Genomic DNA, 19,315 nt, shown 5'->3' on the forward strand with positions numbered 1-19,315 from the left:
TGAAAACCGGCGGCACTTGTGCCGACAATTGTAGGCAGCCCGTGCCGGGATACCACAATATCTTGAGAGAAAAATGGGTTTGGTGCGGAAATGCGGATTCCCGACTCGAAAACTAGGCGAAACGCCTAATTCAAGAGTCGGGAAACCTAGTCCGACAGACCGGGAAAATAGGTCAGACCACGAAAATCGTGGAGCCGGTGGTCTTCCGCGCCTCCAGATCGCGATGCGCCTGTGCCGCATCGGCCAGGGCGTAGCGCTGGTTGACCTCGATCTTCAACCCCTTGGCCACCGCGTCGAACAGAGCGGTGGAGGAGGAGACCATATCCTCGCGGCTGGCCGTATAGGTCATCAGCGTCGGGCGGGTGAGGAAGAGCGATCCCTTCGCCGACAAGGTAACGAGATTGAAGTTTTCAATCGGACCGGAGGCATTGCCGAAGGTCACGAACAGCCCGCGCGGCTTCAAGGAGTCGAGCGACCCTTCAACCGTTGCGGCACCGACACCGTCATAGACGACGGGGACCCCGGCGCCGTCCGTAATCTCGCGCACGCGGGCGGCGACATCTTCTTCCCGATATAAGATTACGTGATCGCAACCGTGTGCTTTCGCCAGTTCCGCCTTTTCCGGCGACCCGGCGGTGCCGATCACCGTCGCGCCGATCTGTTTCAGCCATTGGCAAGCGATCAGGCCGACGCCGCCGGCGGCCGCCTGGAACAGAACCGTGTCGCCCGGCTGCACCTCATAGGTCCGTCGGATCAGATATTCGACGGTCATGCCCTGCAACATCATGCCCGCCGCCTGTTCCAGCGAAATCGAGTCGGGCAGTTTCACGACCCGATGCCTGGGGATGAGCCGTTCGCTGGCGTAAGCGCCGAGCGGCGGGGCGGCATAGGCAACACGGTCGCCGACCTTGAATTCCGACACGTCGCTGCCGACGGCACTGACGATCCCGGCGGCTTCCAGGCCGATGGCGGTCGGCAGGGGCGGCAGCGGATACAGGCCGGTGCGGTGATAGACGTCGATATAGTTCAGTCCGCAGAATTCCTGCTTGATCCGAATTTCTTCCGGTCCCGGATCGCCGACATCCACGTCTTCATAGACCAGCTTCTCCGGACCGCCCGGCTCGTGAATGCGTACCGCCTTCGCCATTTGTCGTTCCTCACTATTGTGCTGAAAGTTTGAAATTCGGTTTCGTGTCGTGTTTCGCGCGGATGCGGTCGATCTTGTCCCAGATCGCGGACAGTTCCGCATCGCCCGCCTGATGCATATCCTGACCCTGGGCGAGACATAGGGCTGCCAACGTTACCATCACACCGCCGATTTCCTGAGCCGTGTCCCCAGGCTCCCGCGAGAAAACATAGTCTACGACGGCATGCGCTTCCGCCGCCGTGCCGCCGCAGGCTTGGACCAGCTCGATCGATTCTTCCAAGAACCGATGATTGCGCTCCACCGGATCGCGGGCAATCTCATCGCCGAAACAGGCCAGCATCCAGGGACGCACACGCGCCTGAAACGAGTCGTCGCTCACGGTTTTCCCTTTTCTCCAGCCCTCAATCTCAGGCGGGAATCTAGGGCGCGGGACCACCGCCGCCAAGCGACTTCCTCATCCATTGTAAGATTCATCCTTTTTCTGGCTCATCCTTTTCTGGGTAGGGGGGTCAACATCCCGGACAGGTCACCTGCGTCTCTGACGGGCAGGGAACAGACGGGACCCCGGCATACGAAGGCGGCCGCCGTTTCCGTCTTCGCCTTCAACGCCGCTGGATGACCTTCCGGTAAATCCGTCCCCGGCGCGACATGGATAAGAACGCGATCCGTCAGCGGCGCCATCTGTGCCGCACGCAGCAGGGCAGCCGTGGTTTCATCGTCGGGCGCGCCGACCACAACGATCTGGTGCCCGTCCCGCAGGAACTGCGCCCCTTCGACAATGTTGGAATAGGGATAGAAGTTCCGCTCCAACTCGCCCGCAAAGCTCCTCACGATTTCTTGGGCCCGGTCGCCATAGGCATCCTTACCGGTCAGCCAATGCAGTTTGGCGAAGACCCAAACCAACACACCGTTGCCGGAGGGAGTCGCATTGTCGGAGGCTGATTTCGTCCGCGCGATCAGGGCGTCGGCATCATCCGCAGTCAGGAAATAGGCCCCGCCTTCGGCGTCGTAATAGTGACGATCCAGAATTTCGACCCAGCTTTCGGCCTGATCCAGATATGACGTTTGCCCCGTCACTTCTTCCCCCGCCACCTCATGCAATACGAGGGCGGCGCGCATCATCGCTGCGTAATCGTCCAACACGGCGGTATGTTTCGATACGCCGTTGCGATAGCTATGCCGCAACCGCGACCCGTCGGCCATCGGACCGGCGACGAAATCGAAGGCCTTGCGGGCCGCCGCGATCCAATCCGGACGGTCGAAAACCTGTCCCGCCTGGGCCAGCGCCGCGACGGTTAGCCCGTTCCAATCCGCCAATTGCTTGTCGTCCTTTAGGGGCGGGACTCGTTTTTCCCGTGCGGCGGCCAGGATCTCCCGGTCCGCGGCAAAGGCGGCTTCGGTTTCCTCATCCGGCGTGGTGCGCAGATGCAAGCGGTTCAGGATCGTCTTGCCTTCCCAATTCCCGCCCGGCTGGACGTCGTAAGCAACCTTGAACGCCGTGGACCGTTCGCCCAGCAAGGCGTCGATTTCCGCTTCGTCCCAGACATAGAACCGGCCTTCCTCGCCCTCGCTGTCCGCATCGCGGGCCGAGGCGAAACCGCCCTCCGGCATCTGCATGTCGCTTAACAGCCAGCCGACGGTTTCTTCGGCGCGTTGCCGGAACAAGCGATCGCCCGTCGCCCGCCAAGCGAGACTGAGAAGATCCAGTAACTGCGCATTGTCGTAGAGCATCTTTTCGAAATGCGGGACCAGCCATTCCCGATCGACGGCGTAGCGCGCGAAGCCGCCGCCCAGATGGTCGTATATCCCGCCCTCGCAGATCTGGCGCAGGGTAAACAGAACCGCGTCGATCATATCCTGGTTGGACTGTCGCTGTCCGGCATTCCACATCTGTAACAGGATCGGGGCCTGCGGGAATTTCGGGGCCTCGCCGATGCCGCCATGGTCTCGGTCGAACGCGGACAGAAGGCGTTGGGAAATCTGGTCGGCTGTTTCACGGGAAACATCGTCGCCGGATCTTGGCGCGGCAAGTGTCGCGAGTCCCTTGCGCAGGGCATCGACGTTGCTGCCGATCTTGTCCGGTGCCTCCTCAAAGGCTTTCGACAGTCCAGTCAGGATTTCCGGGAAGCCCGGCCGCCCCCATTTCGCCTCCGACGGGAAATAGGTGCCGCCCCAGAAGGGCTCCCCGTCCGGCGTCAGGAACATGGTCAACGGCCAGCCGCCCTGCTGCCCCAGCATGTGCAGCGCGGATTGATAAATTGTATCGATATCCGGGCGCTCTTCCCGGTCGACCTTGATGTTGACGAACAACTCGTTCATCAGCGCGGCGATGTCCGGGTTCTCGAAACTCTCATGCGCCATGACGTGGCACCAATGACAGGCCGCATAGCCGACGGAGAGCAGGATCGGTTTTCCCGTTGCCCGCGCTTCGGCCAGCGCCTCCGGCCCCCAGGCGCGCCAATGCACCGGATTGTCCTTGTGCTGCAGCAAATACGGGCTGGTCTCCCGAGTCAGCAGATTTTCCGCCGGCAGTGTCGCCCCTGCATTTTCGGGCGGGGATTTGGGGCGACTTTCGGAGGGCATTCCAGGGGGTGCTTCGGGGGGTGTTTCGGGGGGCGTTTCGGGCATTGTCTTCGCTTTCGTGCGGCGCTGCCGCGTCGTTGCACTCTGGCCTTGCGGATTCTCCGCACTGGACAGCCTCTCGTTCCTACATAGGATGGATCGGATATCAGCGAAAGGCCGGACAGGAAATAAGCCCATGAAAATCCATCTCGATATCGACTGCACCCCGGACGAGGCGCGCCGCTTCCTCGGTCTGCCCGATGTGGCCCCGATGCAGGAAGCGCTGATGAAGCAAGTCCAAGAGCGGATGGAAGCAAACCTGAAGGCATTGGAACCGGAAGCCTTGTTCCAAACTTGGCTCCCGGCCTCCATCCAGGGTATGGAGCAGTTGCAGAAGCTGTTCTGGTCGCAGATGGCGAGTGGCGGCTCCGGTAGCGACGGAAAGTCCGAGAAATCCTGACGCGCAAACCGTTCCGATATCCGATAGGCGTTTCATGAGCGATACCATCTTTGCCCTGGGCAGCGGCCCGGCCCCCGCGGGTGTCGCGGTGATACGGCTATCCGGGCCGCATGCGGGGACGGCCCTGTCGACCCTGACCGACGGTCGCCCATTCCCCGATCCACGCGTCGCGACCCTGCGCAATCTGATTGATCCTACGTCCAGCGGCTTGCTGGATCAGGGGATCGTCCTTTGGTTCCCAGCCCCCAACTCCTTCACTGGCGAAGATGTCGCAGAGCTTCATGTCCACGGCGGCGCGGCCAGCATTCAGGCCGTTCTTTCCGCTCTGTCCACCATCCCGGGCTGCCGCATGGCGGAGGCGGGGGAGTTCACGCGCCGCGCCTTCGCCGCAGGCCGCATGAACCTGACGGAGGTCGAGGGCCTCGCCGATCTCATCGCGGCGGAGACCGATGCGCAACGTCGTCTTGCCCTACGGCAAGCATCGGGGGAGGGGGCCGATCTGTACAAGAACTGGACGGATCGCTTGGTCCGTATCCTTGCCACACTGGAGGCGGCGGTCGATTTCCCGGAAGACGATTTACCCGAACAGATTCTAAATCGAAACGAAATCGATATCCGGACTTTGGTAGAGGAGTGGACGCAACATATAGAATTAGGCCGTGCCTCCGCTGGAATCCGTGACGGCGTACGGGTCGCAATCCTCGGCGCGCCGAATGTGGGGAAGTCGTCCTTGCTCAATCGGCTCGCCGGGCGGGATGCCGCAATCGTGTCGGAAACGGCGGGCACCACCCGTGACGTGATTGAGGTCCGCCTCGACCTCGGTGGCTATGCCGTCACCCTGTCGGACACGGCGGGCCTTCGCGAAACGGAAGATCGGATTGAAGAGGAGGGGGTTCGTCGCGCCCTCGATGCCGCCCGCGCCGCCGATCTGATCCTGTATCTGAGCGATGATGCCACGGTTCTTCGATCGGCTTTGCCGAACGCCCTCAGCGATCGGGAAGGCGACATCTTCCTCATTTTGACGAAGCAGGATACCGAGGAAGAAGCGGATCAAACCACCGGTCTTTATCCCATATCCTCCAAGACCGGGGCCGGTTTGACCCAGCTTCTAGAGCGCTTGGAGGAAGCGTGCCAAAGCCGATATGGGGCGGCTGTTGCAGCCGTCGCCGTTCGAGCCCGCCATCGCGAGGCATTGGCGGAAGCCTGCGATGCGCTGGAGCACGCCTTAATAGAGCGGGAGTTCGCACTGGCGGCGGAAGATGTGCGAATTGCCGTCACTCAGGTAGGGCGTATTACAGGACGCGTTGACGTCGAATCGATCCTTGATGTCGTGTTTTCGGAGTTCTGTATCGGTAAGTAAGGGATCGATTCGATATCGATCGGGACAGTGTTTCACGTGAAACATTCTCCGCATCCCGCGTGTGAAACCGCCCAATTCCCGGAACTCTGAGCTTCCATCCATTGACCGCGACAGCGTTTTTCTGTACACCCAGCGCCAGAAGGACGATCCCATGACACAGCAAAATGAACAAAGCCCCCAGGCCATCGCGAAGGCCCATTGGGATGTCATCATCGTTGGCGGCGGCCATGCCGGCTGCGAGGCTGCGGCCGCGGCGGCGCGCATGGGTGCCGACACGCTCCTGGTGACCCATAAGCTCGAAACGATTGGGGAAATGTCCTGCAATCCGGCGATCGGTGGATTGGGGAAGGGGCATCTCGTCAAAGAGATCGACGCGCTGGATGGGGTCATGGGCCGGGTCATCGACCGGGCCGGGATTCAATTCCGCATGCTGAACCGCAGCAAAGGTCCCGCCGTCCAAGGGCCGCGCTCTCAAGCCGACCGAAAGCTGTATCGGAACGCGATGCAGGAAGTGCTGCACGATCAGGAAAACCTGACGCTCCACGCCGGGGGTGTCGAAGATATTACCATCGGCGGTGATGGGCGTTTAAATGGCCTGGTTCTGGAAGACGGAACCGTCCTGACCTGCGGTGCCGTCGTTCTGACCACCGGGACCTTCCTGCGCGGACTGATCCATTGCGGGCAAGTTCGCACCCCCGCGGGACGCATCGGGGATGCCCCGGCAATCGGTCTTTCGGAAAGCCTGATGCGGGCCGGGTTCACGCTCGGCCGGTTGAAGACGGGAACACCGCCGCGGCTCGATGGGAACACCATCGACTGGGGCGGATTGGAACGCCAGGAAGCCGATCCCGACCCAGAGCCGTTTTCCGCTCTGACAGATCGTATCACGGTGCCGCAGATCGCCTGCCACATCACTTATACCAATGAGGCGACCCATCAGGTCTTGCGCGACAACCTTCATCTCTCCGCCCTGTATGGAGGCATGATCGAAGGGATCGGGCCGCGCTATTGTCCGTCGATTGAAGACAAGATCGTCAAATTCGCCGACAAGCCGCGCCATCAAATCTTCCTGGAACCGGAAGGGTTGGACGATCCGACAGTATATCCAAACGGAATCTCCAACTCCCTGCCCGAAGAGGTCCAAGCGGCCTTCCTGAAGACGATCCCCGGCCTGGAGCACGCGACCATTCTGCGCCCAGGCTATGCCATCGAGTACGATCATATCGACCCGCGCGAATTGTTGCCGACGCTCGAAACTCGACGGCTGCCCGGTCTCTATCTCGCCGGTCAGATCAATGGCACGACCGGATATGAAGAAGCCGCCGCCCAAGGATTGATGGCCGGGTTGAATGCCGCCATCGCGGTCGGCGCCGTAGCGTCCGATCGGGAATCCGTGCCGTTTATTCTGGACCGGGCGGATGCCTATATCGGGGTCATGATCGACGACCTGACCACGCGGGGGGCAGACGAACCCTATCGGATGTTCACGTCCCGCGCGGAATACCGGCTGCGGCTGCGCGCCGACAATGCCGACCAGCGTCTGACGCCGTATGGCCGATCCATCGGCTGCCTCGGTACCGCGCGATTGGCGCATTGGGAGAAACGCGAAGCGGCATTGATCCAAGCGCGCGCCCTGATCGATGAAATCCGGGCCACCCCCCAAGACCTGGCCACCAAGGGCATTTCGGTGCGGCAAGATGGGAAGGTGCGCAGCGCCGCCGAAATCCTGGCACTCCCCGATATGAGTCTGGCGCGGTTGGCCGAGATATGGCCGGAACTGTCCGCGATCCCCGCCAGTGTTGCACCGCAGATCGAAACCGACGCCCGTTACGCTCCGTATCTGGCGCGGCAGGAGGCGGATATTCACGCCTATCGCCGGGATGAATCGCTGCACTTCCCAGACGGTCTGGACTTCGCGACGGTCGGCGGGTTGAGCACGGAAATGGTTCAGCGGCTCGCCCGCGCCAATCCGCGCACCTTGGGTCAGGCCGCACGCCTTCCTGGCGTGACCCCGGCCGCCGTCGTCGCCTTGATGCGTCATGTCCGGCGGTCAGGATCCAAAGCCGCATAGTCCAAAGGAGCCGCCGATGGCCGCAGATCAAGGCCCGATGAGCGCGGCCGACTTCCAGAACTCTACAGGTGTTTCACGTGAAACCATGGAGCGGCTGGAGGCTTACGCCGCCTTGCTTCAGAAATGGCAACCCCGGATCAATCTGGTAGGGCCTAAAACGCTTCCCGACCTTTGGCGTCGTCATTTCCTCGATTCCGCCCAGCTCGCAGAGCATATCCCCGAGAATGCCCGTAGTCTGATCGATCTAGGCAGCGGCGCCGGGTTCCCCGGGCTGGTCTTGTGTATCCTTTCCGATCTGCAAACCCATCTGGTCGAGTCCGACGCCCGCAAATCCGCCTTCTTGCGGGAGGCGGCGCGGGAAGCGGGGGTGTCCGACCGCCTGACCGTCCATACAAAGCGGGCGGAATCTCTCGACCTGCCGCCCGCAGATGTCGTCAGCGCCCGCGCGCTCGCGCCGCTCGACACTCTATTCCCCTGGGTGGAACGCTTCTGGAAAAATAGTACTCTGGGCCTGTTTCCGAAGGGAATACGGTACAAAGAGGAATTGACTGCGATAAATTATGGATGGTATATAAATTATAGCACGGTATCGAGTCGCGTAGATCCGGATTCCGTCCTCCTCCTGGTTCGGGACCTGAAGCGTCGGTCCTAAATTCGGGGATAGGACCAGAACCTGATGATCGCGACCCAAGGTCCGCTGCTGGGCGGACCGGCTTTCAATCTGGAAAACCGAATCCGCTCAATCGGTTGATGCGACGACCTCGTCCGACACGGCAGGTGCTTCGCAAACGGGATGAGGTCTTTCAGCTGCTGCGGCAGCCTTGGGGAAGGAGAGCGGTCGAATGTTTGCTAAGCTGCCGGAGAAACTGACAAAGCCGCGGGCCGACGGATCCGCGCGGGTGGTTGCCATCGCCAACCAGAAAGGCGGCGTCGGGAAAACGACGACGGCGATCAATCTGGCCACGGCGCTTGCCGCCTGCGAGAAGCGCGTGCTGATCGTCGATATCGATGCCCAGGGCAACGCCTCCACCGGATTGGGGATCGACCGAAAGAACCGGGCGCACAGTTCCTACGATCTTCTGTTCGGGCGCGAGAAGGCGGACGTCGCGACGATCGACACGACAATCCCCAATCTTCGAATCATTCCGGCATCGATCCATCTATCGGGCGCGGAAATCGAACTGGTTGAAGAAGACCGGCGCGAATTCCGCCTGCGCGACGCGCTGCAATCGTGCCTTGGCGATTATGACTATATACTGATCGATTGCCCGCCGGCGCTGGGCCTGCTGACGCTGAATGCGCTCTGTGCGGCGGATTCGGTCCTGGTGCCGCTGCAATGCGAATTCTATGCGTTGGAAGGGCTCAGCCATCTGATGCGGACGATCGAGCGGGTGAAGCGCGCCTTCAACCCGCGTCTCGACATCCAGGGCGTCGTGCTGACCATGTACGACCGGCGCAACAACCTGTCCGACATGGTCGCCGCCGATGTGCGCGCGCATTTGGGCGACAAGGTCTATGAAACGGTTATCCCGCGGAACGTCCGTGTTTCCGAGGCGCCCAGCTTCGGCAAACCGGTGATCCTGTATGATATGGAGTGCCGCGGGTCGCAGGCCTATATCCATCTGGCCAGCGAGGTGCTGAAACGCGAACGGAGGGCAGTGGCATGACGGCAGCTGCAGCAGAAGACACCCGGAAGCGCGGGTTGGGGCGGGGCCTTTCCGCCCTATTCGGCGACGAAGACGACGCGGTCATCGGCGGCGGGAATAGCGGTAGCGCAAGCGGCACAGGCGGAACATCCGGCCAGGCCTTTTCCGGCCCATCCTCCCGCGCGTCCAAGACCGTGCCCATCGAATTCCTGCGCCCGAACCCGTCGCAGCCGCGCAAACGCTTCGACGAGGCGGCGATCGACGGTCTGGTGGAGTCCATTCGCCAGCAGGGCGTTCTGCAGCCGCTTCTCGTGCGACCGCATCCCGACGATGCCAATGCCTATGAGATCGTCGCGGGTGAACGGCGTTGGCGGGCCGCGCAACGGGCGCAGCTGCACGAAGTGCCGGTCATCATCAAGGACCTGACGGATACCGAAACCCTCGAAATCGCGCTGATCGAGAATATCCATCGCGAAGATCTGACCGCCTTGGAAGAGGCTGAGGGTTATCAACGTCTGATCGATGAATTCAACCATACCCAGGACGCGCTGGCGAAAGCCGTCGGCAAGAGCCGCAGCCATGTCGCCAACATGCTGCGCCTGCTGAACCTGCCGGAAGAGATCAAAAGCATGCTGGACGACAGCCTGCTGTCGCCCGGCCATGCGCGCGCCTTGCTGGGCGTCGCCAATGCCGAAACCCTGGCCCAGGAAGTCGTGAAGAAGGGCTTGAACGTCCGGCAGACCGAACGCCTGGTGCAGGATCACAAGCCCGACGCGACCCGCACCAAATCCGGCTTGGAAAAGCTGAAGACGAAAATCGATTCCGTCGGCGGCCCGGCGGCACCGGCGGCGGAAAAAGACGCCAATACCCGGGCCATGGAGCGCAGCCTCAGCGACCGCCTCGGTCTCAGCGTGTTCATCGATCTGAAGGGCGGCGGGGAGGCCGGCCGTCTTGTCGTTGCCTTCGACACGCTGGATCAGCTGGACGATGTGATCGAACGCCTGAGTTCCGGCGGTCCGACGGCGGACAACAACGTCGTCGAGATGTGATTGGCAGAGGGGCACTCCATACCGGCACGAGTTCCAAACGGGGGTTGGGGCTCTAGCGGGGGCGGGGGCTGCGGGCACCTTGGCGACGGGCCAGGGCGCCGACCTGATGCAGGCAGCGGTGGCAGAGCACCCAATCGGGTGCACCGCTGCGCTTACAGGCAGCTTCCGCCTCCAGCAGAAGCGACAGCGCCTCCCCTAAAGCTCGCGCGGACCAACGCTTAACACCGGCCTCGAACCGGGATTTCACCTTGAAGAAAACCGGCGGGCGTAACGTTCCCATCGCGCCCGCCATGGGCATACCGGATGCGCAGTGATCCTGAACGCGGCGCAGGCGCAGGAAATGGTTGGCCGCCGACCGAAGCAGCGCGATCGGCGATGTCCCTTCCTCCGCCGCCAAATCCAAAGCTCGATCCAGCGACCGGGAATCGCCGTCTGCCATGGCGTAAACGACGTCGTCCAATGTCGTGACGGAGCTGTCGCCGATCAATGTTGCGACGGACTCCAGGTCCAATTGCCCGTTTTCGCCGGCATAGAGCGCCAATTTCTCTATTTCCGATCGCGAGATCGACCGGTCGGAGCCCAGTTGGTCGATGAGATAGTCGCGCGCGTCGCGGTCGATCCGGACATTCAGAGGACGAAGGCCTTCATCAATCAGCCGATCGATCCCGCCCGCCTCATCGAGATAGCACGCGACGGCCGCACCGATTTTCGAATCCTCGAACGCCTTCCGAAGTTTGGATTTCGCGGCCAATTCCCCAGCCGTTATCAAGATCAGCGCATCCCCGACCGGTTGCGCAAAGAAATCCGCAAAAATGGGGAACACGACATCCGACGCGTCCCGGATCAAAACCACGCGGCGCCCCCCGGTCATGGCAATCGCCGCCGCCTCGTCCATCAAGCGCGCCGGATCGGACTTGATCGCGTCACCTGTCAATTCACAGACCAGAAAGGGATCGTCGAGCGCCGGTACCACCGTTAGCGCCAAAGCCTTCATACGTTCACGCGCCAAACCGGAATCCGGTCCATAAAATAGGGCCGCCCGAATATCCGATGGTGGCTTTTTCAAAAAACCGTCGACACCGTTTGCCGCGATCTTCACCACGACATCAGGCTCCGTGCGTCAGCCGCCGCTTTTCAAAATAAGTTACGATCTGAAGCCGCAGGTCATCCGCAATCACCCGCAATGTTCTTTCCACCGCGCCATCTTCCGCGACTTCCGTCGCGTAATCGGAAACGCTGACAGAAAAACTGGCGACCGCCTGGGATCGGAACTCTTGGTTCTCTTCACCCTTGATGCCGAGTATGACCGTCGACGACACCGTGACCTGTCCACGAACCGTTGTCGCGTCCAACTGGGTGCCCGACCGGGTTGACGAAACGGAAACGTCCCCGGACAGCACATAGTCCGGGTCGGTAGGACGGCCATACGGGTTGAACCGATCCAACAATAAATTATGCAGAATCTGACCTTCGCGATTATCGAAGGTACGAATTTTTATCCGCGCCAATTGTTCGACAGCACCGGCACTTCCCGCTTCTTTACGCGCGTAAACCGGCTGAAACCCGCAACCGCCCAACAGCAACACCGACAAGACCGGCACCGCCATAACCAAGCCACGGCGCGTTGCGTCGAAATATGCCTTACGATCACGGCTCATGTCGTCTCCATACTCAACCCGGCTTGCCCTGCAGGTACCGTAAATCACTCCCGCCCACTAGGCGACGATATTCACGATCCTGTTCGGGACAACGATAACCTTTTTCGGAGCATTTCCATCCAGCGCGCGCTGCACATTTTCTTCCGCAAGGGCCAGTTCCTCGGCCTTTGCCTTGTCGCAGTCCCGTGGCAGTTCGATTGTCGCCCGCAACTTTCCGTTAACCTGGACACCCACCGTCACCGTGTCTTCGACCAGCATCGTCGCATCCGCAACCGGCCAGGCTTCGTCGACCAACATCGTTTCATGACCCAATGTCGACCACAGTTCTTCCGAAAGATGCGGGGTCATCGGCGCCATCAGGCGCGTCAGCGTTTCGAAGCCGAAACGACGGACCCAGCGCATATCGTCGCCGTCACCCTTCAACCCGAAGAGAGCATTCGAGAATTCCCGAATGCGCGCGATTGCACGGTTGAAATGGAAACGCTCCAAATCCTGCGTGACACCGTCGATCGTCTTATGCGTCAAACGTTCCGCTTCCGCCGCGGCATCGGACAAAGAGCCGGGCCTCGCGGTGCCGATCGGGGCAAGCCCACCATCGTCTTCCGCAATGCTGCGATGCACACGGGACAGGAACCGCCATGCCCCTTCCACCCCGGATTCCGTCCATTCCAGATCCCGGTCCGGGGGGCTGTCGGACAGCATGAACAACCGCGCCGTATCCGCGCCGTAGCTGTTTACGATATCGACAGGGTCGACGACGTTCTTGCGCGATTTCGACATTTTCTCGGAACGGCCCACTGTAACCGGCGCGCCCGTATCGACATGCACCGCCGCATCACCGTCGCGACGAACCTGGGACGGGAACAACCAAGCGCCCTTTTCGTCGCGATACGTCTCGTGACAAACCATGCCCTGCGTGAACAGGCCGGCGAACGGCTCTTCCACGTCGAGATAGCCGCACTGCTTCAACGCCCTGGTGAAAAAGCGGGAATACAGCAAATGCAGGATCGCATGCTCAATGCCGCCGATATACTGATCGACCGGCAACCACCGCGCCGCGCTTTCGCGGGTAAACCCTTTCTCTGCATTGTGTGGATCGGCATAGCGCGCGAAATACCACGAACTCTCGAAGAACGTGTCGAAAGTATCCGTCTCACGCTCGGCCTTCCCGCCACAGGAAGGACACGACACATTCTTCCAGGTCGGGTGGTGGAACAATGGATTGCCCGGCTTATCGAACGTCACGTCTTCCGGCAACTTCACCGGAAGATCGCTATCCGGCACCGGAACGGCCCCACAGGAAAGGCAATGAATAATCGGGATCGGGCAACCCCAATACCGCTGACGGGACACGCCCCAATCGCGTAAGCGATACGTAACGCGTCCGGTTCCCGCTTCCAGGCTTTCCAACCGGTCGATCGCGGCACGAATACCATCCGTCACGGACATCCCATCCAGGAAATCCGAATTGAACAGTGCGCCTTCGCCGGTATAGGCCTCATCCGCAAGCGTGAAGGTCGCAGGATCTTCGCCTGGCGGCAGCACGACGGGCGTTACGCTCAACCCGTATTTCCGCGCAAAATCCATATCGCGCTGATCATGCGCCGGGCAGCCGAAAATCGCGCCCGTGCCATATTCCATCAACACGAAATTCGCCACGAATACCTTGAACTCACGGTCGGGCATAAACGGATGACGAACTGTAAGACCGGTATCGAAACCCTTCTTTTCCGCAGTTTCAATGACCTCCTCACTGGTGCCCATCCGGTTGCATTCCGCGACGAACTCCGCCAGCGCCGGGTTGTCCTTCGAAAGCTCTTCCGTCAGCGGATGATTGGGGGCAATGGCGCAGAAGCTCATGCCATACAGCGTATCCGGACGTGTGCTGAAGCATTCCAAGCGTTCGGCCCGGCCCGGTATTTCGAACCGCAACACGGCGCCCTCCGACCGGCCGATCCAGTTCCGCTGCATCAGGCGAACTTTATCGGGCCATCGATCCAGGCTATCCAGCGCGGACAACAATTCTTCGGAAAACGCGGTGATCTTCAGGAACCATTGTGACAGACGGCGCTTTTCAACCGGCGCGCCGGTCCGCCAACCCTTGCCGTCGATAACCTGCTCGTTCGCCAAAACCGTTTGATCGACCGGATCCCAGTTCACCCAGGATTCCCGACGATATGCGAGACCCTCGCGCAGGAAATCCAGGAACATTTTCTGTTCGTGCTTATAATATTCCGGTTCGCAAGTCGCGACCTCCCGGTCCCAATCGATGGACAGGCCAAGGGTCTTCAGCTGATCTCGCATGGTGGCGATATTCTCGCGCGTCCATTTCGCGGGATGAACCTTATTTTCAATCGCCGCGTTTTCCGCCGGCAGACCGAAGGCATCCCATCCCATCGGATGCAAAACGCTGAAACCCTGCGCCCGCTTAAACCGCGCAACGACATCCCCCAAGGTATAATTCCGAACGTGCCCCATATGGATGCGACCCGACGGATAGGGAAACATCTCGAGCACATAAAACGGCTTGTCGCCATCTTCGTCGGTATGAAAGCTACCGGCCGCATCCCAGGCGCCACGCCATTTCGATTCAATTTCAGAGGGATTGTACCGTGTCATTTTTCGATCTCGTCCTACCCCGCCGCCGTTACGCCGCCGGGTGTCCATGCAATTAAATTCCGGAGAACGCGCCTCTTCGGCACCCTATCACTCGAAAGCGGCTTGACTGTCGACTCGTAGCTGCCGCGCGCGCGCCAAAATCGCGTTTTCGATTTGTGCCGAGACACCGTCCGCCACAGGCGCTTCGACCCAGCCGCCCGTCGCGTCACGAACCTGCTTGAACGTGGAGACACGCACGCCGTCCGCCCGAAGTTCACGGTTAAGAATATAAATCGTCACTTTGTGACGTTCGTTTTCGACGCCCGGCAGGCTGTACCATTCCGTAACGATCACGCCACCGAACGCATCGGCCTGAGCGAGCGGAAAAAAGGAAATCGTGTCCAGAGAGGCGCGCCAGAGGTATCCGTTGACCGCCAAACCGCCGACGCCCGGAGAATTGGAACCTTCGTCACTAAACAAGGAACCGCCCAAAACGGATCCCGACCGGGTTTCCATTCCGCGTTTGATCTTATTCGGATCTTCCGGTGTTCCGGACCCCGCACAGGCCGTCAAAGCCAGAATCAACGCCAAAACACCGAACCGGAGTCGAGCCGACATAGTATACTCCAAAGGAAGCAAAACGCCTGAAACAACGAATAGAAAAAAAACAAGGGTCAGGCAACCTAGATTGCCTGACCCCGTTTTTTAGGTACTGATCGAAGGATCAGAAGCTGACGCGGAGGCCAACAATACCCTGCGTCAGGTCGCGATCCGCAGCGCCCAGGACCGGGTCAACTTCGTAGTAGTTGACACCGCCGAAGGCCTGCAGGCCGTCCGCCAGACGATAGTCGGCGTCGAACGAGTAGGCTTCGCCATCGGCACCGCCGTCTTTTTCGGCATCGATGTAGCCGATCGAGACCGCACCCGGGCCGAAGGAGTAGGCCAGACCGTACGACCAGTAGTCACCACCGTCGCAATTGGTCGAGCCGGACGCGCAACCCGTGTCGAAGTTGTCGCCGTAGCCCATGCCGAAGGAGAACCCGGCGAAGCCAATCGTCGTGCCCAGACGCATGCCCTGGGAAGACTTCTGACCCGTCGTGTCGGTCTGGCCGATGTAGCCGCCGCCCAGGCCGATGCTGACCGCGTCAAAGCTGCCGTCCCACTTCGCGGCGACTTCGTAGCCGGTCTTGCCGCCCAGAACGCCCGAGCCGGTCGTGTTCGAGGTCGAGGAAACGTCCGGAATATAGGACGCGCCGACCTGGAAGCCCGAGAACGACGGGGAGTAGTAGCTGAACTTCATCGAGTCGTCGGTTTCCGTCGCGAGCGTCGGGGCAACCGTCAGGATCGAGGAGCCAGAGGCAGCCGACTGCGGGTTCGCCGTCAGGATCGTACCGTTGCTGGAAACGAAGTAACCCGTCGTGCCCGAACCGCTGGTCGGGGCAACGTTGTGGTTGCCGTCGTAACCCCAGGCACCGGCCAGGACGCTTTCGCCACCCGGGGCGAAGGCATCGACGACACCGTCGTCACCGCCGATGTGCAGACGACCCCAGTCGCCGGCCAGGAAGACGTACAGTTCGTCCGCATCGTCGTTCTGGAAGCGGTAGTCGAGACGCGCGCCGTACTGCAGGCCGGACTCGGTGGCCCCGCCCCAATCGAAGACCAGCTGGGTGGAGCTGTTGCCCGAACCCATGCCGGCGCCGTCGGTGCCGTCGCTGTTCGCGACTTCCGAGTCGATAACGGAGTAGGCGATGTCGATCTGACCGCTAACGGACAGTTTGGCGATGTCAGCCTGAGCGGCCGAGGAGATCGCACCAACAGCGAAAAGCGCCGTCGAACCGATAAGAAGCTTTTTCATTTCTGTCTCCAGATCCTTGCTCTATCCGCTGGTCGGCGCAGAGTACCGAAACGCGGAAGACTTGGTTTCAATTACCTAACACGTGAGGCTCCCCCGACGCCTTAGGCTGCATCAGCAATATCGGCGGTCTATTTTCTGTGCAACGGTAAAAAAACCTACAGACTTTCAAGAGGGTTCCGACGTGATGCAAATGCAACACTTGGGATTTCCGAGGTCGATTCCAGGTGCCGCCGCCTTTATTCACGCCCATCGTCGGATAGACCGGGAAGGGGCAACAGGCCGTCATAGTGACGCGATTTACCCAATCCGGAACGGTTCATCGGCCGACGGACCTGCGCCATGCTGGCCGTCGCCGCCTTTTTCGACCGCTTGAAAAAGTCAAGGCAGGCCGGATCCCACGCCAGCCCCAGCCCCGCCAACACTGCGCGCGTTTCTTCTTCAGGATCGGAAACCAGCCGATCGTAAGAAATTCGGTGGAGCCGATCCCCCAGCATCGGGGCGAACAGGTCGACGAGTCGCTCGCAGGCCGAATTGTAATGCCCGATATCGGCCAAATCGCAGTCGAACCTCAGCGGCCGCAGAAAAGAAATGGAATAGATGGACAGGGCAACATCGGGCAATGCCCGCGTCATATAAATAATGCGCGCCGTCGGAAACAGCGCCAACGCGATCGGCAGATAGAGGAAGTTGAATAGATTTTTGTCCACGAACCATCGCGCGGATGCCAGATCGGAAGGGTCGATTAACCGCGCCACGGACTCCCTATAACTTTTCTCCTGCGCACCGAAATCGAAGCTGTCCTCAACGAAACGGTCGATCCATGCGGCATCTGGGGCGGAGAAATGAGGCGACCCGAGACCCGCGGCCACCGTTTGAAGCCCGTCCATCTCACCACCGATCGTCACGGTCGGATACCCGTCCAATATCTGCTCCAGCAGGGTGGAGCCGGTCCGTGGCATGCCGACGATAAATATCGGCGTCTTCGCATCGGGCCGTGACGTGTCTCCCCCATCTTCTAGACGCTGCGCGACGATGCGGGCCAATTCGTCCCGGCGCGTCGCTACCGCCGCGACATAGTCATCCATCCGCGCCCGGTCGTAGGACTGTCCGGCGGCCCGCAGTGCCTTCGAAATCGTATCGTTGCCTTTCTTGTAGGATCGCGCCGCCAGCTCATACTCGCCGACCTGTTCCATGACCCGACCGGCGGTCAGCAGGGTTATCGGTGCGTCCTGACCGGCCTCGCACAGTTTGCGGACCGCATCGACCGAACGGACGATCACCGGATCGGCCATCAGCGCCTCCCGGTCATGCCCGGATTGCAGAAGCTGGAGCAGCGCGCCGGGCCGGTTCGGCGCTAATTCCAGGGTCTTGCGCGCCAAGTCGACGGCTTCCCCGGTATGGCCTTCCGCCATTTCCAGGGACATCAGACCTTCCGTCAGTATCGCATTGTGCGGATTGGTCGCCATGGCGGCGCGTAGAATTTCGCCCGCTTCCGACGTTCGTCCCAAGCGCAGGTAATATTTGCTGATCCCCGACGCGACGTCCGGGTCCGTAAGGGCCAGGGTTTTGAGGCGTTCGAACAGTGGATCCGCCTGCTGCATATCGCCTAACGCGTCATAACTGACGGCAAGGTTCAGCATCGCCTCGATATTGTTTGGGGCTTTCTTGAGCGCCTGTCGCCATGTGTCGACCGCATCCGCCAGTCGGCCCAGATTGCGATAGCAGAGGGCGAGATTGTTCATCATGCCGGGATCGCCCGGAACAAGCTTCAGCGCCAGATTGAACTGCCGCGCCGCCTCGTCCAATCGCCCGCGTTGCAGGGCAATCATGCCCAGGCCACTGATCGACCCTGGATCGCGGGGATTGAGTTTCAACGCCTTCCGAAATGCCGCCGCAGCGTCGTCGAGCGCCCCTTTCCGATGGTGGATCACGCCCGATATATAATGCGGGCCCGGCTCTCGGGGGGCGACCTTGCGGACTTCCTCGCAGATCGCGGCGGCTTCGTCGAACCGGCCCTGCCCTTGAAGGGTAAAGGCCTGTTGAAGCCGTTGGGCGAGAAGAGGCGTCATCGCGAAGGGTCCCCGTTTACTTTCGGCCGATCCATCCGCCTTGGGTGTCGCGGCGAGACGGTGTAAAACTGCCGCACAATATCGTTCCCGCCGCCATTCGCAAACCCGGTGCGGCGCGTCTTTGAGGATATGCGTAGATGACCAGCACAATCGATCAATACCGCCACGTCATGGACCAAATCGCCGATGCCGCGCGGGACGCGGACCGCAGCCCGGACAGCGTTTCCCTGGTCGCCGTGTCCAAGACCTTCGACGGGCCCGATATCCGACCGGTATTGGATGCGGGCCATCGTCTGTTCGGCGAAAACCGCGTGCAGGAAGCGGAAGGGAAATGGCCGGAATTGCGCGAGGCCTATCCGGATACGGTGCTACATCTGATTGGACCGCTGCAATCCAACAAGACGAAACAGGCGGTCGCGCTGTTCGACGCCATCGAATCCATCGACCGGCCGAAGATCGCCAAGGCGATCGCGCGCGAATGCGACGCCCAAGACAAGAAACTGTCCGTCTTCATTCAGGTGAATATCGGCGAGGAACCGCAGAAAGCCGGAATCCTGCCGTCGGATACGGATGCCTTCGTTCGGGAGGTTCGCGACGATCTGGGACTCGATCTGAAAGGGCTGATGTGCATCCCGCCGGTCGACCGGCCCGCCGCGCCCTATTTCGCGCTGCTGGCCGATATGGCGGCGCGCAACGGCCTGTCGGGTCTGTCCATGGGGATGAGCGCGGATTTCGAAACCGCCATCCGGTTCGGCGCGACCCATGTGCGTGTCGGCAGCGCGATTTTCGGATCCCGGCCCAAACCTCAATAACTAGGCCCCAAAAAATAGGCCCCTATAA

Annotated in this window: 16 protein-coding genes; 7 read left to right on the plus strand and 9 right to left on the minus strand. The window is 60.8% G+C overall.

Annotation, left to right across the window (positions count from 1 at the left end; all coding sequences use genetic code 11):
• Positions 1 to 172: 172 nt before the first annotated feature.
• From HH303_RS10985 to HH303_RS10995, 3 genes are all read right to left on the minus strand, one after another.
• Positions 173 to 1,147, minus strand: coding sequence for a quinone oxidoreductase family protein (locus HH303_RS10985; RefSeq protein WP_169625382.1), 975 nt, complete (start codon positions 1,145 to 1,147; stop codon positions 173 to 175).
• 13 nt (positions 1,148 to 1,160) lie between these two features.
• The gene (locus HH303_RS10990) at positions 1,161 to 1,526 is read right to left on the minus strand and encodes a hypothetical protein (protein WP_227421721.1); all 366 of its coding nucleotides are present in this window, start codon (positions 1,524 to 1,526) and stop codon (positions 1,161 to 1,163) included.
• Between the two features lie 107 nt (positions 1,527 to 1,633).
• Positions 1,634 to 3,730 carry a thioredoxin domain-containing protein gene (locus HH303_RS10995; RefSeq protein ID WP_169625383.1) on the minus strand — a complete coding sequence of 699 codons (2,097 nt, stop codon included), beginning with the start codon at positions 3,728 to 3,730 and terminating at the stop codon, positions 1,634 to 1,636.
• Between the two features lie 175 nt (positions 3,731 to 3,905).
• Between HH303_RS10995 and HH303_RS11000 the strand changes: the two genes are divergently transcribed.
• The 6 genes from HH303_RS11000 to HH303_RS11025 all read left to right on the plus strand — a co-directional run bounded on the left by HH303_RS11000 (position 3,906) and on the right by HH303_RS11025 (position 10,295).
• Positions 3,906 to 4,169: a DUF6489 family protein gene (locus HH303_RS11000; protein WP_169625384.1), complete on the plus strand. Its 264-nt coding sequence runs from the start codon at positions 3,906 to 3,908 to the stop codon at positions 4,167 to 4,169.
• A 34-nt stretch (positions 4,170 to 4,203) separates the two neighbouring features.
• Positions 4,204 to 5,529 carry a tRNA uridine-5-carboxymethylaminomethyl(34) synthesis GTPase MnmE gene (gene mnmE, locus HH303_RS11005; RefSeq protein WP_169625385.1) on the plus strand — a complete coding sequence of 442 codons (1,326 nt, stop codon included), beginning with the start codon at positions 4,204 to 4,206 and terminating at the stop codon, positions 5,527 to 5,529.
• A 151-nt stretch (positions 5,530 to 5,680) separates the two neighbouring features.
• Positions 5,681 to 7,600, plus strand: a complete 1,920-nt coding sequence (mnmG, locus tag HH303_RS11010; RefSeq protein WP_169625386.1) for a tRNA uridine-5-carboxymethylaminomethyl(34) synthesis enzyme MnmG — start codon at positions 5,681 to 5,683, stop codon at positions 7,598 to 7,600.
• Between the two features lie 37 nt (positions 7,601 to 7,637).
• Positions 7,638 to 8,252, plus strand: a complete 615-nt coding sequence (rsmG, locus tag HH303_RS11015) for a 16S rRNA (guanine(527)-N(7))-methyltransferase RsmG (protein WP_169625784.1) — start codon at positions 7,638 to 7,640, stop codon at positions 8,250 to 8,252.
• Between the two features lie 190 nt (positions 8,253 to 8,442).
• Positions 8,443 to 9,267 carry a ParA family protein gene (locus HH303_RS11020; RefSeq protein ID WP_169625387.1) on the plus strand — a complete coding sequence of 275 codons (825 nt, stop codon included), beginning with the start codon at positions 8,443 to 8,445 and terminating at the stop codon, positions 9,265 to 9,267.
• Positions 9,264 to 10,295, plus strand: a complete 1,032-nt coding sequence (locus HH303_RS11025; protein ID WP_169625388.1) for a ParB/RepB/Spo0J family partition protein — start codon at positions 9,264 to 9,266, stop codon at positions 10,293 to 10,295. Before HH303_RS11020 ends, HH303_RS11025 begins: the two co-directional genes overlap by 4 nt.
• Positions 10,296 to 10,347: 52 nt before the next feature.
• On the opposite strand, the gene holA is transcribed toward HH303_RS11025, so the two are convergent.
• The 6 genes from holA to HH303_RS11055 all read right to left on the minus strand — a co-directional run bounded on the left by holA (position 10,348) and on the right by HH303_RS11055 (position 18,475).
• Positions 10,348 to 11,397, minus strand: coding sequence for a DNA polymerase III subunit delta (gene holA, locus HH303_RS11030; protein ID WP_319637387.1), 1,050 nt, complete (start codon positions 11,395 to 11,397; stop codon positions 10,348 to 10,350).
• Positions 11,398 to 11,401: 4 nt separating this feature from the next.
• Positions 11,402 to 11,953, minus strand: coding sequence for an LPS assembly lipoprotein LptE (gene lptE / locus HH303_RS11035; RefSeq protein WP_169625390.1), 552 nt, complete (start codon positions 11,951 to 11,953; stop codon positions 11,402 to 11,404).
• 57 nt (positions 11,954 to 12,010) lie between these two features.
• Positions 12,011 to 14,572, minus strand: a complete 2,562-nt coding sequence (leuS, locus tag HH303_RS11040; RefSeq protein ID WP_169625391.1) for a leucine--tRNA ligase — start codon at positions 14,570 to 14,572, stop codon at positions 12,011 to 12,013.
• 87 nt (positions 14,573 to 14,659) lie between these two features.
• A complete protein-coding gene (locus HH303_RS11045) occupies positions 14,660 to 15,169 on the minus strand; it encodes a DUF3576 domain-containing protein (protein WP_169625392.1) in 510 nt (169 codons plus the stop codon).
• 106 nt (positions 15,170 to 15,275) lie between these two features.
• The gene (locus HH303_RS11050; protein ID WP_169625393.1) at positions 15,276 to 16,406 is read right to left on the minus strand and encodes a porin; all 1,131 of its coding nucleotides are present in this window, start codon (positions 16,404 to 16,406) and stop codon (positions 15,276 to 15,278) included.
• 236 nt (positions 16,407 to 16,642) lie between these two features.
• On the minus strand, positions 16,643 to 18,475 hold the full coding sequence (locus tag HH303_RS11055; protein ID WP_169625394.1) for a tetratricopeptide repeat-containing sulfotransferase family protein: 1,833 nt from the start codon (positions 18,473 to 18,475) through the stop codon (positions 16,643 to 16,645).
• Between the two features lie 137 nt (positions 18,476 to 18,612).
• Here HH303_RS11055 and HH303_RS11060 point away from each other — a divergent pair, with 137 nt between their 5' ends.
• On the plus strand, positions 18,613 to 19,287 hold the full coding sequence (locus HH303_RS11060) for a YggS family pyridoxal phosphate-dependent enzyme (protein WP_169625395.1): 675 nt from the start codon (positions 18,613 to 18,615) through the stop codon (positions 19,285 to 19,287).
• The last annotated feature ends 28 nt before the right edge of the window (positions 19,288 to 19,315 follow it).

It is taken from the genome of Pacificispira spongiicola, from assembly GCF_012926505.1.
Taxonomy (GTDB): domain Bacteria; phylum Pseudomonadota; class Alphaproteobacteria; order UBA8366; family Aestuariispiraceae; genus Pacificispira; species Pacificispira spongiicola.